The organism is Pseudomonas sp. Con_6, assembly GCF_059379395.1.
Genome location: NZ_CM182011.1, coordinates 3,690,800 through 3,703,788, shown reverse-complemented (window position 1 = coordinate 3,703,788; position 12,989 = coordinate 3,690,800). Strand labels below are relative to the sequence as shown.

The following is a 12,989-nucleotide window of genomic DNA, read 5'->3' as shown; positions in this document are numbered from 1 at the left end:
GCGCCCATGGATTTCGAATTGAGCGAAGACCAGCGCGCCATCGAGCAGATGGCCGGCAGCCTGTTCGTCGACCACTGCGACGATGATGCCCTGCGTCACTGGGACCTGAGTGGCGAACCGCTGATGGCGGCGCTGTGGGGCCTGTGTCGCGAGACCGGCCTGCATGCCCTGGCGATTCCCGAGGACCACGGTGGCAGCGGCCTGGGCATGACCGAACTGATGCTGGTGCTGCAGGCCCAGGGCCGCGGCCTTGGCCAGGTGCCGTTGTGGCGCCATCAGTTGGTTGCGGCGGCGCTGGCGACCTTTGCGGCCGAGGAATACGAGGGCTGGATCGAGCAGGCGGCCAGCGGTGAAACGCTGCTCACGCTGTCCCTCGACGGCGTGCATGCCGCCCGCGGTATCGAGCTGGAAGCCACGCCCAACGGCGCCGACTGGCTGCTCAACGGCCGTGTCGCCGCCTTGCCGCTGGCCGCGCAGTCCGCTGCCGCGCTGGTGCCGGTGCTGCTGCATGGCCAGCCACGCCTGGGCCTGCTGGACCTGAAATCGCCCGGCGTGGGCCTGACCCCGGCCGTGATGACCCACGGCGAGGCAGTGGCCGACGTGCAGGTGGAAGGCTATCGCCTGGACCACCTGTTGCCGGTCAACGCCCTCGACTGGCTGGAGCACCGCGCCATCGCTGCCATCGCCGCGCTGCAACTGGGGGTCAGCCAGGAGCAGATCCGCCGCACCGTGGCCTATGTCAGCGAGCGCGAGCAGTTCCAGCGGCGAATCGGCAGTTTCCAGGCCGTGCAGATGAGCATGGCCGACGCCCATATCGCCCTGGAAACCCTGCGCAGCACCCTCTGGCAACTGTGCTACCGCCTCGACGCCAACCTGCCGGCGCCCTCGGAAGCCCTGGCCACGGCCTGGCTGGCCTGCGAGGCCGGGCACCGCATCGGCCATGTCGCGCAGCACGTACATGGCGGTATCGGCGTCGACCTGACCTATCCGATCCACCGTTTTCTCTACTGGAGCCGCGCCCTGGGCCTTGCCCTCGGCGGTTCGGCGGCCTGCCTGGAACGGCTCGGCGACTGGCTGAGCGACAACGACAAGCTGGGATGGAAATATGACCTTGAAGAACACCAAACGCTTTGAAGACGTGCGTCCCGGCGAAACCCTGCCGGAGCTGGCGGTACCCATCACCGTCGCCCTGATCGCCGGCGGCGCCATCGCCACCCGCGACTACTTTCCCGGCCACCATGACCTGGACGCCGCCCGTGAACTGGGTTCGCCCCATGTGTTCATGAACATCCTCACCACCAATGGCCTGGTGCAGCGCTTCGTCGAAGCCTGGGCCGGGCCGCTGGCGCGCTTCGAGTCGCTGAAGATCAAGCTCGGCGTGCCCAATTACCCGGGCGATTGCATGACCTTCAGCGGCAGCGTCAGCAGCGTCGATCCGGTGACCCGCAAGGTGGAAGTGAGCCTTGCCGGGAAGAACTCCATGGGCAACCACGTGACCGGGACGGTTGCGTTGGTGCTGCCCTGAGCGACCGCGTCGCCTTAGCCAGTCATGTTTTGATCAGAGGAAAGACCAGATGAGTCAATCGTCGATTTCCGGGCGCGCCGCCATTGTCGGCCTGGGCGCCACCGAATTCTCCAAGAACTCCGGACGCACCGAATTGCGCCTGGCCATGGAAGCCACCCTCGAAGCCCTGAAGGACGCCGGTATCGATCCGTCCGAGGTGGAGGGCTTCAGCTCCTATTCGGTGGACAAGGTCCCGGAGTACGAGATCGCCCGCCTGCTGGGCTGCAAGGACGTCAAGTTTTTCTCCCAGGTGCCCCACGGCGGCGGCGCTGCCTGTGGCCCGGTGATGCACGCAGCGATGGCCGTGGCCACCGGCGTGGCCAAGGTGGTGGTGGTCTACCGGGCGATGAACGAGCGTTCCTGGTACCGCTTCGGCACCGGCACCTACGGCTTTGCCTCGACGCCGATCTTCGAGAACGTCAACTACGGCTGGTACATGCCCCACGGCTTTCATACTCCGGCAGCCTGGGTCGGCATGTTCGCCCAGCGCTACATGCACACCTATGGCGCCACCTCCGAGGACTTCGGCCGAGTCGCCGTGGCGGTGCGTGACTTCGCCGCTACCAACCCCAAGGCGTTCTTCCACGGCAAGCCGATCACCCTCGAAGAACACCAGGCCTCGCGCTGGATCTGCGAGCCGCTGCACCTGCTGGACTGCTGTCAGGAGTCCGATGGCGCGGTGGCCATGGTCATCACCTCGGCCGAGCGCGCCCGCGACCTGAAGCAGAAGCCGGTGACCATCAAGGCCGGTGCCCAGGGCATCACCAGTGGCCAGCAGGTCATGACCTCCTTCTACCGCGACGACATCACCGGCCTGCCGGAGATGGGCGTGGTGGCCAGGGAGCTGTATCGCCAGTCGGGCCTCGGCCCCGATGCCTTGCAGACCGCGGTGATCTACGACCACTTCACCCCGTTCGTGCTGCCGCAACTGGAGGAATTCGGCCTGGCGCCACGTGGCGAGGCCAAGGAGTTCATCCGTGCCGGCCATCACGCCCGTGGCGGCAAGCTGCCGATCAACACCCACGGCGGACAACTGGGCGAAGCCTATATCCACGGCATGAACGGCATCGCCGAGGCGGTGCGCCAGGTGCGCGGCACGTCGGTGAACCAGGTGGCCGATGTGGAGAACGTGCTGGTCACCGCCGGTACCGGCGTGCCCACCAGCGGCCTGATTCTCGGCGCAGCCTAAGGAGCAGCCCATGTTCGTCGACCTCACTCCCGAACAACATGCCTTGCGCCGCCAGGTGCGGGACTACTTCCAGGCCCTGATGACCCCCGAGCTGCGCGAGCAGTTGCGCGGCAAGGAGGGCGGCGAGCTGTTTCGCCAGACCATCCGCCAGATGGGCCGCGACGGCTGGCTGGCGGTGGGCTGGCCCAAGGCTCATGGCGGCCAGGGCTATGCCGCCACCGAGCAACTGATTTTCTTCGAGGAAGCCAATATCGCCGGGGCGCCGTTGCCCTTCGTGACCATCAGCACGGTGGGCCCGGCATTGATGGAGCACGGCAGTGCGGCGCAGAAGGAGCGCTTCCTGCCGGGTATCGCCGCCGGCGAGATCATGTTCGCCATCGGCTATTCCGAACCAGAGGCCGGCAGCGACCTGGCGGTGCTGAAGACCAGTGCGCGCCTGGATGGCGAGCACTTCGTGGTCAACGGCAACAAGCTGTGGACCTCGGGTGCCGAGTCCGCCGACTTCATCTGGCTGGCGGCACGTACCGACCCTAATCTGGCACGGCACAAGGGCGTGTCGATCCTGATCCTCGACACTACGCTGCCGGGGTTCTCCAGCACGGTGATCCCGACCACCAGCAACCCTACCGCAGCCACCTACTACGACAACGTGCGGGTGCCACGGGACATGCTGGTGGGCGAGCTGAACGGAGGCTGGAAGCTGATTACCGCACAGCTCAACCATGAGCGCCTGGGGCTGGGCTCGTGGTCGGACAAGGTGGTCGGGCTGTTCCGCCGCGTCTACCTGTGGGCCAAGGCCCGTGACGAACAGGGCCGCCGGGCCATGGACAAGGCCTGGGTGCGCAGTTCCCTGGCCGAATGCTACGCGCGGCTGGAGGCGATGCGCCTGATCAACCTGCGCATTGCCGCCAACCTGGAGCAAGAGCGCATGGACGTGGCCCTGAGCTCGACCACCAAGGTGTACGGCTCGGAATCGGCGATCGAGATCCTGCGCCGTCTGGCGGCGGTGATCGGTGCCAATGGTTCGCTGCGCGCAGGCTCGGCAGCGACTGCGTTGCACGGTGAGCTGGAGTATGAGCTGCGGGCGTCGGTCACGGTGACCTTCGGCGGTGGCACCAACGAGATCCAGCGCGAGCTGATCGCCCAGTTCGGCCTGGGGATGCCGCGGACCCAACGCTGAAAAAAGCAGCGACGCGGCCCCCTGTGGGAGTGGGTTTACCCGCGATTGCGATGTTGAAACCACTGACGCAATCGCGGGTGAACCCGCTCCCACAGGGTCCGTGGCGCGTATCAGATAACAACAAGGAACAGGTCATGAGCACAATCGAGCAATTCCGGCACGACACCCGTGCCTGGCTGGAGGCCAACTGCCCGCCGTCGATGCGTACCGCGATGGGCGAGGGCGAGGTGGTCTGGGGTGCCAGCCAGCCGCAGTTCCCCAGCGAGGACGCCAGGCTGTGGTTCGAACGCATGCGCGACAAGCGCTGGTTCTGCCCGGAGTGGCCGGAGGAATACGGCGGCGCCGGACTGGATGCCGAACAGGTCGCAGTCCTGGAAAGCGAGCTGCGCCGCCTGAAATGCCGGCCACCGCAGATCAACCTGGGCATCTGGATGCTCGGCCCGGTGCTGCTGGCCTACGGCAGCGAGGAGCAGAAACGCAGCCTGCTGCCCCCCATGGCCCGCGGCGAAACCCGCTGGTGCCAAGGCTTCTCCGAGCCGAACGCGGGCTCCGACCTGGCCAGCCTGAAGATGGCCGCCCGCGATGCCGGCGACCATTTCGTGGTGGATGGCAGCAAGATCTGGACGTCCTACGGCGACAAGTCCGACTGGATGTACGCCCTGGTGCGCACCGATTTCACCGCGCCCAAGCATGAAGGCATCAGCCTGATCGTGCTGGACATGCGCAGCCCCGGCGTAAAGGCCCAGCCGATCGACCTGATCAGCGGCAAGTCGGCGTTCTGCCAGGTGTTCTTCGATGGCGTGAAGGTGCCGAAAAACCAGTTGATCGGCCCGCTCAACGGCGGCTGGAACCTGGGCAAGTACCTGCTGCAGCACGAGCGCAAGGCCATGTCCAGGTTCGGCGAGATCAGCCTGCCGTCGCACTTCGACCTGCCGGCACTGGTCCGCGAATACCTGCCCGAGCCCCAGGGCCAGGGCGAACTGGCCCTGCGCGCCCGGGCCACGGCCTGCGCGATGAACGAGCACGCCTACAACCTCACCGTGCAGCGCATGGGAGAGGAAGCCCGCCAGGGCGACGACGTCAGCGGTCTGATGGCGATCATGAAGCTGGTGCACACCGAGCAGGAGCGGGACAAGTTCGAAGTGCTGCTGGACCTGCTCGGTGGCCATGGGTTCGGCTGGCAGAGCGAGGCCTTCAGTGAACGTGAGCTGGCGGTGACCCGTGGCTGGCTCAACAGCTACGCCCTGACCATTTCCGGTGGTGCCTCGGAAGTCCAGTTGAACGTGATCGCCAAGCGCGTGCTTGGCCTGCCCGACGGCAAGAAAGGAGTGATCGCATGAACCTGCGTTACAGCGAAGAACAGCGCCTGCTGGCCGATAGTACGCGGGATTTCCTCGCCGCCCGCGGTCCGGTGGCGGCACAGCGCAAGCTGCGTGACGAGGGCTCGGCGAACGGCTTCGACCCGCAACTGTGGCAGGACGCGGTCAACCTCGGCTGGAGCGCGATCGCCTTTCCCGAGGAACTGGGCGGCCTGGCCTTTGGTTGCATGGGCCTGGGGCCGGTGTTCGAGGCCATCGGTCACAACCTCTCGGCGACGCCGCTGCTCTCCAGCGTGGTGCTCGGCGGTTCGCTGCTGCACCTGGCCGGCGATGGCGGGCAACAGGCGCGCTGGCTGCCGGGGCTGATCGCCGGTGGCCTGCGGGTGGCCCTGGCGGTTGACGAGCGCGCCCGGCATAACCCGTTGGCGACGGGCCTCAGGGCGGTGGCCGACGGCGACGGTTATCGCCTGGAGGGTGACAAGTATTGGGTGGTCGACGGCATTGGCGCCGACGCCTTCGTGGTGGCTGCGCGGACCTCTGGTGCGACGGGGGAAGCGCAGGGCATCAGTCTGTTCCTGGTGCCGGCCGATACGCCGGGCCTGGAAGTCAGTGCGCTGCCGCTGATCGATTCACGCAATTGCGCGCGGCTGCAACTGCGCCAGGTGCGCCTCGGGCGGCAGGCCTTGCTGGGCGAGGAGGGTCAGGGCTGGGCAGTGCTGGATGCGGTGCTCGACCGTGGCCGCGCCTGCCTGGCGGCGGAGCTGCTGGGGATCGCCGAGCACCTGTTCCAGACCACCCTGGAGTACCTCAAGACGCGGGTCCAGTTCGATGTTCCGATCGGTTCCTTCCAGGCTCTGCAGCATCGGGTGGCGCGCTTGTTCGTCGATCTTTCGCTGGCCCGCAGTGCGGTGATGGCGGGGCTGTCGGCGCTGGATGACGTCACGCTGGATGCGGCGCAGCGCGGCCGCCTGGTCAGCCTGGCGAAATGGAAGGCGGGGGACACGGCGATCAAGGTAGCCAACGAGGCGGTGCAACTGCATGGCGGGATCGGCGTCACCGATGAACTGGATGTCGGCCTGTACCTGAAGCGGGTGCGGGTTGCGCAGGCCTGCCTGGGGGATCGGGATTTCCATTGCGAGCGTTATCAGGCCCTGAATGCTTGATGACTTGCGCGCCCACGGGGTGAGGCGTCGAATCCGTTTCATGGGAGGCACGGGATATATGAGCATCGAACACTGGCGCAACGCCTGGCAGCAACTGATCGCCCCGGGCGCGCCGTTTGAAGTGATGGAGACGGAGCAGGGCACGCGACACTTCCGCCATGCGCCGGCAACCCTGCAGGACATCATCGAAGCGGCCCGTATCCACGGTGACCGCGAATTCCTGGTCTGGCAGGACCAGCGCCTGACCTTCAGCGATTTCTTCGACCAGGTCGAACGCCTGGCCGGGCAACTGCTGGCACGCTTCGGCCTGCAACCCGGCGAGCGGGTGGCTATTGCCCTGCGTAACCAGCCGGCCTGGCTGGTGGCCTTCGCTGCCGTGCAGCGTTGTGGCGCGGTCTGCGTGCCGCTCAACAGCTGGGGCCTGCGGGATGAGCTGCTGCATGGCCTGGAAGACAGCGGCGCTGGCCTGCTGCTGTGCGACGAGGCCCGCCTGAACCTGCTGCAGGAGGACCTGGCGGCACGTCAACGCACCACCGTTGTGGTCGGCCTGCCGTCATCTCCGGGCTTGCCGGACTGGTGTTTCCGCTACGAAGACCTGTTGGCCGCCGAGCCCCTGGCCGCGCCGCAGGTCACGGTAGCGCCGGAGGCACCGGCGCTGATCCTCTACACCTCCGGCACCACCAGCCGGGCCAAGGGTGCCTTGTCCAGCCATCGCGCGGTGTGCCAGGCCCTGACTGCCCTGGAGTTCCAGGGCATGTTCTGCGCCCTGAGCTCGCCGGAGCGCATCGGCAAGGTGATCGCCAGCGGCTTCGCCCCGACCACGCTGATGGCGGTGCCGCTGTTCCATGTCAGCGGGCTGCACGCCCAGTTCCTCTCGGCCCTGCGTGCCGGACGGCGGCTGGTGCTGATGTACAAGTGGGACGTGGACAAGGCCATCGACCTGATCCGCGACGAGCGCTGCACCCAGTTCAACGGTGCGCCGGTGATGATGCAGCAGCTGCTGGGCTCGCCGCGTTTCGGCGGGGCGGATACGACCAGCCTGTTCGGCCTCGGCCTGGGCGGTGGTGCGTCGTCCGCCGGGCTGCTGGCGGCCATGGCCGAGCGCAAGCCGGACGTGATCGGCGGTAGCGGCTATGGCCTCACCGAGAGCAACGGCATCGGCGCGGCCATCGGTGGCGAGCAGTTCCTGCACAAGCCGGCCAGCGCCGGCTGGGCGTTGCCCATCGTCGATATCCGCATCGGTGATAGCCCCGGACGGCCGTTGCCGGCCGGCGAGGCCGGAATCGTCTGGCTGCGCTCGCCGACCCTGATGGACGCCTACTGGAACCTGCCCGAAGCCAGTGCCGAGAGCCTGCGCGATGGCTGGCTGAACACGGGGGATATCGGCTTCCTCGACGACGAGGGTTTCCTCTGCATCAGCGGGCGGATCAAGGAACTGATCAACCGCGGCGGGGAGAAGATCTCGGCGGCGGAGATCGAGACCTGCGTCGGCGACATGCCGGGGGTGGAGGAAGTGGCGGTGTTCGCCGTGCCCGATGCGCAACTGGGCGAGGCGGTGGCCCTGGTGATCCAGGGCGAGGCGCCGCCGACGGCGGAGGAGGCCAGGGCCTTCGTCGCGGCCAGGCTGGCCGGGTACAAGGTGCCGGCTCATGTGTTCCGGGTCAGCGAGGCGTTGCCCAGGAATGCCAGTGGCAAGGTGCTCAAGGATGTGTTGAGGCAGCAGCTTCTCGGCTGATCCCACTGGCCACATCGCTGGCAAGCCAGCTCCCACAGGGTCTTGGGTTGTTCTTGATATCGAGGACCACCAGAACTGGCCTGCCAGCGATGAAACCCTCGGCAGCAACCCCGGATTCTTAGTCTTTCCGGACGATGTTTCCCCCGCCGAAAAACCAACAATGAGGCTCACCCGAAAGCCTTTACCAGCAGGAGGCAATACATGAAAACAACAAGAACAGCCGTCATGCTCGCGGTGGCGCTGAGTGCCAGTCACCTGGCCAGTGCCGCCGTTTCCCCGGAAGAAGCCGCCCGCCTGGGCAAGGACCTGAACTGCGTCGGCGGTGAAATGGCCGGCAACGCCGAGGGCACCATCCCGCCCTACACCGGCAAGTACCTGGGCGAAGTCCCCGGCTGGAACCACGTGAAGTTCTCCGGCGACCAGCCGGTCGATCCCTACGCCGACGAGAAACCGATTCTGGTCATCACCGCGGCCAACATGAGCCAGTACGAGTCGCACCTGAGCGACGGCCAGAAGGCCCTGCTGAAGAAATACCCGACCACCTACAAGATGAACATCTACCCCGGCCACCGTGACTTCCGCTACCCGGACTACGTGTGCAAGCGCGCCATGGACAACGCCCTGCACGCCAGGCTGGTCAACGACGGCCTGGGCATCGAAGGCCTGGGCCAGGTGCCGTTCCCCATCCCGAAGAATGGCATGGAAGTGCTATGGAACCACCAGTTGCCGGCGCGTGCCTGGACCGAGGAGAAGATTTCCGACCTCGCCTCGGTGTTGCCTAACGGCAGCATCGGCTGGGGCCGCGCCCATGCACGCAACCTGTCCCAGGCCAACTCGCCGACGGTCGAGCCGAAGACCTCCGACGGCGTCCAGGCCATGAGCTACAACACCACCCTGAAACCGGCGCGTGACAATGGCGTGATCAGCATCGCCCATGAGCCGTACAACTTCGTCACCTCGGCGCGCCAGGCCTGGTCCTATAGCCCGTCCACCCGCCGCGTGCGGCAGATGCCGGGCTACGGCTACGACCAGCCGATGATCGGCACCAACGGCACCATGACCGTGGACGAAGACCGCCTGTTCAACGGCGCCCCCGAGCGCTACACCTGGAAACTGCTGGGCAAGCGAGAGATCTACGTGCCGGCCAACGCCTTCAGGGCCAACTCGGCCAAGTACAGCTACGCCGATATCCTCACCCCCAACCACCCCAATCCTGACGTGATGCGCTATGAGCTGCGCCGGGTCTGGGTGGTCGAGGCGGACCTCAAGGAAGGCTTCCGCCACGTCTACGGCAAGCGCGTGCTGTTTATCGACGAGGACACCTGGAACGCGGTGATGGCCGATAACTACGATGCCCGCGGGCAACTGTGGAAGCACGCCATGATCAACTACTACTACCACCCGGACATGAGCGGCTGGCAGGCCGGCTCGCAGTTCTTCATGGACCTCAACTCCGGCCAGTACACCGGCTACGGCATGACCAACGAAGCGAAGAAAGGGCCGATCCTCAACGAGGGCAAGTACACCCCGGACATGTACACCGCCGACGCGGCCCGGGCGGTAGGGCGCTGACCGCGCTTGCCCTGTCGGCGTTACCCCAGGACCCCGGTGCGTGCACCGGGGTTTTTCCTTGTCCGCTTTGGTCTGCGGGTTCCAAAGACATTGCTTGTTAAATAAATCACCTATACCACTCGCGCCCGGCAATGCAGGATGCGCGCCGGTTTCGAGTCGCGCCAAGGCGCTGGTCGAATTCCCGGCAGGTTTGCTTGCCGAAAAGTGTCAACCATGTCTCCGTACACCTGTCCACCATGTGTCCAGTCCATACACCCTGGTCAAGGAAGCACCATGCTCGAAGCCCTCCGCCTGTCGCTCGACGCGAGCGCCGTGCTCAAAGGCCTGTCCCGCCGCATCGTCGCCGGCGAGCTGGCTGCGGCCATCTACGCCGCAGCCGTGGCCATCAGCATCGGCCTGCTCGATTCGGCCTGCATGACCCCACCGGTCTGAGGCAAGGAGAAGCCCATGAGACCCCGTAGTTCCAGACTCCTGCTGGTCGGCGCCTTGCCTTTGGCCATCAGCGGCTGCAGCGATTCCGAGCCGAATGTCACCTACACCGTGAAGAAGCACTTCCGGGGCGTGCCGGCATGCGTCGCGGCGAAGTTCCCGGTGGACGTGTGTTCCGAATCCTATATGCAGGCCATGATCGATCATCATCGCCTCGCCCCGGTCTACGACGACCAGACCGCGTGCGATGCCGATTTCGTCGAGCGTTCCTGCCAGCTCACGTCCGCTGGCAAGTACATGCCGAGGATGGCCGGTTTCGAGCTGGCCATGTCCGGTGAGCTGCCCTGGTACCAGTTCGAGCAGGCCGAGCAACTGGCCCAGCAACAGGCGACGCGTTCCGGCGGCTCCGACAGCATCGTCGCCGCGGCGGCCACTGCCGGCTTGGCCTTCGCGTTGATCGACAAGGCCAGGAGCAACCGCAGCGCCCAGCGTTTCCAGGCGCAACCGATCTACCAGAATCGCGATTCCCGTGGCAGCTACCAGACCTCGGTCCTGGCCCAGCGGATCGGGCATCAGGAGCGCAACGACGAGGCGAGTGGTTCGGGCGGCTCCGGCTCTTCCGCTTCGTCTCGATCGGGCACTACCTTGCGCTCGGGAAACCACGGCACCAGCGTCAGTGCCAGCTTGTCCCGTGGCGGCTTCGGCCAGCATGCCAGCGCGCGCAGCGGCTGGTGTGGCAAGCGCTCCGGCTTCGGCGGTTGAGGGCAGGGCGGTCGGCCGCTAAACCAGCGATAAGCCACAAGCTGTAAGAAAAAGCGTCCATGTCGGACTGATTTTTCTTGGAGTCTTGCAGCTTGTGGCTTTCAACTGTACCGTCCGCGGCTTCGTCACCCGAGAACAGGAACTCCCCGTGAGCCTATGGAAGAAACTGGTGACCGCCGTGCGCGGCGGCGCCTCCGAGATTGGCGAAGCGATCGTCGATGCCAATGCCATCCGCATCCTTGAGCAGGAGCAGCGCGATGCCGATGCTGCCTTGGTCACGGCGCGCAATGGCCTGATCGAGATCAAGGCCAAGCACAAGCTGGCCCAGCAGCGGGTCGATGGCCTGCAGAGTGATATCGCCAGTTGGGAAGGCAAGGCCCTGGCGGCACTGAACGCCGAGCAGGAAGGCCTGGCCACCGAATGTGCCGGCCGTGTTGCCGAACTGGAAACCCGGATCGCTCAGGAACGTGAGATGGCCGCGCAGTTCGACAAGCAGGTCGGGCTGTTGCAGGCGCAGATCACCGAGGCCGAGAGCCGCCTGAAGGGCCTGCGTCAGCAGACCGAGATGGCCAAGGCGCGGGAAACCGTGCAGCAGGCCCGGGTCGCCACCGCCAGTGCCACCGGTGGTGCCAATGGCAAGGTGGAGACCGCGCTGGATTCCCTGGCGCGGATCAAGCAGCGCCAGGACGAACGTGATGCCAAGCTGGACGCGGCCCAGGAAATGGCCGAGGTGAGCAGCGGCGATGACCTGGAGAAGCGCCTGCAGGCGGCCGGGATCGGCGTGCAGCAGACCGGCGCCAATGACGTGCTGGCGCGCTTGAAGGCCAAGCAACAGGACAGCAAGGCGGCCCTCTGAGGCCTCCCGGGCCTCATCGCCGGCAAGCCGGCTCCCACAGGGTTCGTGGTGCATGCGGTCCTTGTGGGAGCTGGCTTGCCAGCGATCGGGACCCTGCAAATTTCAAGGATCATTGATGAGCTGGATCAAACGCATGCTTGGCCTGCAGGCCCCCCTGCCGACCACGCCTGTCACCACAACCGCCCCGCAAGCCCCCTTCGGCCTGGCCCCCGAGCGCATGCTCTGCCTGGACAAACACCTCTCGCTGCTGCTCGCCGACGCCTCGACCCTGGTTCTCCCGGGCGACGAGAAAGTCTGGGCCACCGGCACCCTCGACCTCGGCCAGGGCACGCGCCTGGAGCGCTTCTACCTGGACGACGAGGACTACTTCCTGCAAGTGGTGATGCACGGCAACGCCGCCGAGGACATCGAGGACATCATCCTCTTCGGCTACCACCAGGTCACCCCGATCAACAGCCGTGACGAACTGCTGCGCCTGACCGGGCCGCAATCGCTCATCGGCCTGCCGACCTTCGAGCTGGAAGGCATCGAGTACCAGCGCCAATGGGGCTCGGAAGATGGCCAGACCGAACTGGTGCCCATGGATGAACAGGTGCGCAACCCGGAAACCCGCTACCGCGTGCGCCACCACAGCATGCTCTACGCCCGCGACCTCGACCTGGTGAACCGCCGGGAATTCCTGCTGTTCTCCGTCGAGGAAGACGAGGAGGGCAACGTCGCGTTGTCCACCGCCGTCGGCATCACCCTGCAACTCACCGATATCACCGTTATCTGACAAGGAAGCACCATGCTCGAAGCACTCCGACTGTCGCTCGACGCGACCGCCGTATTCGGATTCGTCCTCTACATCGTCGTCGCCCTGGCACTGTTCGCCCTGTTCCAGTTCCTCTATACCCTGATCACCCCGCACAAGGAATTCGACCAGATCCGCCAGAACAACCCGGCGGCGGCCATCGCCCTGGGCGGCTCGCTGATCGGTTTCGCCCTGCCGGCGAGCAACGTCATCGCCTACAGCATCAGTGTGGTCGACGTGGTGGTCTGGGCACTGATCGCAGCTGTCGTACAACTGCTGGCCTTCGTCGGCACCAGCCTGGTGCTCAAGGGCCTGTCGAAACGCATCGTCGAAGGTGAACTGGCCGCGGCCATCTATGCCGCCGCCGTCGCCATCAGCGTCGGCTTCCTCAACTCGGCCTGCATGACTCCGTCGGCCTGAGCAAGGA

At 66.0% G+C, this 12,989-nt stretch carries 12 protein-coding genes and 1 pseudogene; all 13 read left to right on the top strand.

Going from position 1 to position 12,989, the window contains the following annotated elements; translation table 11 throughout:
* The first annotated feature begins 6 nt into the window (after positions 1-6).
* The 13 genes and pseudogenes from AC5QPF_RS16435 to AC5QPF_RS16375 all read left to right on the top strand — a co-directional run bounded on the left by AC5QPF_RS16435 (position 7) and on the right by AC5QPF_RS16375 (position 12,982).
* Positions 7-1,134, top strand: coding sequence for an acyl-CoA dehydrogenase family protein (locus tag AC5QPF_RS16435; RefSeq protein ID WP_494958903.1), 1,128 nt, complete (start codon positions 7-9; stop codon positions 1,132-1,134).
* Positions 1,106-1,525, top strand: coding sequence for a MaoC family dehydratase (locus AC5QPF_RS16430; protein ID WP_494958902.1), 420 nt, complete (start codon positions 1,106-1,108; stop codon positions 1,523-1,525). Before AC5QPF_RS16435 ends, AC5QPF_RS16430 begins: the two co-directional genes overlap by 29 nt.
* 49 nt (positions 1,526-1,574) lie before the next feature.
* Positions 1,575-2,753, top strand: coding sequence for a thiolase C-terminal domain-containing protein (locus AC5QPF_RS16425; RefSeq protein WP_494958901.1), 1,179 nt, complete (start codon positions 1,575-1,577; stop codon positions 2,751-2,753).
* A 10-nt stretch (positions 2,754-2,763) separates the two neighbouring features.
* Positions 2,764-3,933, top strand: a complete 1,170-nt coding sequence (locus AC5QPF_RS16420; RefSeq protein WP_494958900.1) for an acyl-CoA dehydrogenase family protein — start codon at positions 2,764-2,766, stop codon at positions 3,931-3,933.
* Between the two features lie 134 nt (positions 3,934-4,067).
* The gene (locus AC5QPF_RS16415) at positions 4,068-5,273 is read left to right on the top strand and encodes an acyl-CoA dehydrogenase family protein (protein WP_494958899.1); all 1,206 of its coding nucleotides are present in this window, start codon (positions 4,068-4,070) and stop codon (positions 5,271-5,273) included.
* Positions 5,270-6,415: an acyl-CoA dehydrogenase family protein gene (locus AC5QPF_RS16410; protein ID WP_494958898.1), complete on the top strand. Its 1,146-nt coding sequence runs from the start codon at positions 5,270-5,272 to the stop codon at positions 6,413-6,415. The genes AC5QPF_RS16415 and AC5QPF_RS16410 overlap by 4 nt, the downstream gene beginning before the upstream one ends.
* Before the next feature lie 58 nt (positions 6,416-6,473).
* The gene (locus tag AC5QPF_RS16405; RefSeq protein WP_494958897.1) at positions 6,474-8,150 is read left to right on the top strand and encodes an AMP-binding protein; all 1,677 of its coding nucleotides are present in this window, start codon (positions 6,474-6,476) and stop codon (positions 8,148-8,150) included.
* Positions 8,151-8,351: 201 nt separating this feature from the next.
* Entirely contained in the window at positions 8,352-9,722 is a 1,371-nt protein-coding gene (locus tag AC5QPF_RS16400; RefSeq protein ID WP_494958896.1) for a DUF1329 domain-containing protein, read from the top strand.
* Between the two features lie 306 nt (positions 9,723-10,028).
* Positions 10,029-10,154, top strand: a pseudogene (locus AC5QPF_RS16395) (DUF350 domain-containing protein); the annotation flags it as partial.
* A gap of 15 nt (positions 10,155-10,169) precedes the next feature.
* On the top strand, positions 10,170-10,913 hold the full coding sequence (locus AC5QPF_RS16390; protein ID WP_494958895.1) for a DUF1190 domain-containing protein: 744 nt from the start codon (positions 10,170-10,172) through the stop codon (positions 10,911-10,913).
* Positions 10,914-11,061: 148 nt separating this feature from the next.
* A complete protein-coding gene (locus AC5QPF_RS16385; RefSeq protein ID WP_494958894.1) occupies positions 11,062-11,769 on the top strand; it encodes a PspA/IM30 family protein in 708 nt (235 codons plus the stop codon).
* A 115-nt stretch (positions 11,770-11,884) separates the two neighbouring features.
* Positions 11,885-12,544, top strand: a complete 660-nt coding sequence (locus tag AC5QPF_RS16380) for a DUF2491 family protein (RefSeq protein ID WP_494958893.1) — start codon at positions 11,885-11,887, stop codon at positions 12,542-12,544.
* Between the two features lie 12 nt (positions 12,545-12,556).
* Positions 12,557-12,982: a DUF350 domain-containing protein gene (locus AC5QPF_RS16375; RefSeq protein WP_494958892.1), complete on the top strand. Its 426-nt coding sequence runs from the start codon at positions 12,557-12,559 to the stop codon at positions 12,980-12,982.
* Positions 12,983-12,989 lie beyond the last annotated feature (7 nt).

Bases quoted from the DNA above. Each gene is read 5' to 3' on its own strand.
- AC5QPF_RS16435 (WP_494958903.1), top strand. From the start codon at position 7: ATGGATTTCGAATTGAGCGAAGACCAGCGCGCCATCGAGCAGATGGCC.
- AC5QPF_RS16430 (WP_494958902.1), top strand. From the start codon at position 1,106: ATGACCTTGAAGAACACCAAACGCTTTGAAGACGTGCGTCCCGGCGAA.
- AC5QPF_RS16425 (WP_494958901.1), top strand. From the start codon at position 1,575: ATGAGTCAATCGTCGATTTCCGGGCGCGCCGCCATTGTCGGCCTGGGC.
- AC5QPF_RS16420 (WP_494958900.1), top strand. From the start codon at position 2,764: ATGTTCGTCGACCTCACTCCCGAACAACATGCCTTGCGCCGCCAGGTG.
- AC5QPF_RS16415 (WP_494958899.1), top strand. From the start codon at position 4,068: ATGAGCACAATCGAGCAATTCCGGCACGACACCCGTGCCTGGCTGGAG.
- AC5QPF_RS16410 (WP_494958898.1), top strand. From the start codon at position 5,270: ATGAACCTGCGTTACAGCGAAGAACAGCGCCTGCTGGCCGATAGTACG.
- AC5QPF_RS16405 (WP_494958897.1), top strand. From the start codon at position 6,474: ATGAGCATCGAACACTGGCGCAACGCCTGGCAGCAACTGATCGCCCCG.
- AC5QPF_RS16400 (WP_494958896.1), top strand. From the start codon at position 8,352: ATGAAAACAACAAGAACAGCCGTCATGCTCGCGGTGGCGCTGAGTGCC.
- AC5QPF_RS16390 (WP_494958895.1), top strand. From the start codon at position 10,170: ATGAGACCCCGTAGTTCCAGACTCCTGCTGGTCGGCGCCTTGCCTTTG.
- AC5QPF_RS16380 (WP_494958893.1), top strand. From the start codon at position 11,885: ATGAGCTGGATCAAACGCATGCTTGGCCTGCAGGCCCCCCTGCCGACC.
- AC5QPF_RS16375 (WP_494958892.1), top strand. From the start codon at position 12,557: ATGCTCGAAGCACTCCGACTGTCGCTCGACGCGACCGCCGTATTCGGA.